The organism is Roseateles sp. P5_B10, from assembly GCF_056400485.1.
Genome location: NZ_JBFULE010001615.1, coordinates 1 through 595, shown reverse-complemented (window position 1 = coordinate 595; position 595 = coordinate 1). Strand labels below are relative to the sequence as shown.

Below are 595 nucleotides of genomic sequence, written 5' to 3'. Positions count from 1 at the left end.
GCCGACCACGCCCCTCAGCGTGCTCGACTACGAGCTGAGCGCTGGCCGCGTCGTGTTCACCCACACCGGCGTGCCGCCGGCCTATCGTGGCCAAGGTCTCGCCGCCAAGTTGGTTGAGGCCGGCCTGCAATGGGCCCGCGCAGAAGGCCTCAAGGTCGTGCCCGCCTGCAGCTACGTCCAGCTCTACATCCAGCGCCACCCCGAGTGGCAGAACCTCGTCTAAGAGACCCTCACCATGTCCACGATCCTGCAATCCGTTCCCGTTGGCCAGAAGGTCGGCATCGCTTTCTCCGGTGGCCTCGACACCTCCGCAGCCCTGCATTGGATGAAGCTCAAGGGCGCCCTGCCCTACGCTTACACGGCCAACCTCGGCCAGCCCGACGAGCCGGACTACGACGAAATCCCCCGCAAGGCCATGCTGTACGGCGCCGAGAAGGCCGTTCTTGTCGACTGCCGCGCCCAGTTGGTCGCCGAAGGCATTGCCGCGCTGCAGGCCGGTGCCTTTCACATCAGCACCGCCGGCGTGACCTACTTCAACACGACGCCCATCGGCCGCGCCGTGACCGGCACCATGCTGGTGGCGGCCATGCAGGCC

At 67.1% G+C, this 595-nt stretch carries 2 protein-coding genes; both read left to right on the top strand.

What is annotated here, in order from left to right:
- On the top strand, positions 1-223 hold a 223-nt coding region (locus tag AC1DU6_RS34915; RefSeq protein WP_477863116.1), incomplete at its 5' end, for a GNAT family N-acetyltransferase.
- Positions 224-235: 12 nt separating this feature from the next.
- The coding region (locus tag AC1DU6_RS34910) for an argininosuccinate synthase domain-containing protein (RefSeq protein ID WP_477863115.1) at positions 236-595 on the top strand (360 nt) is incomplete at its 3' end.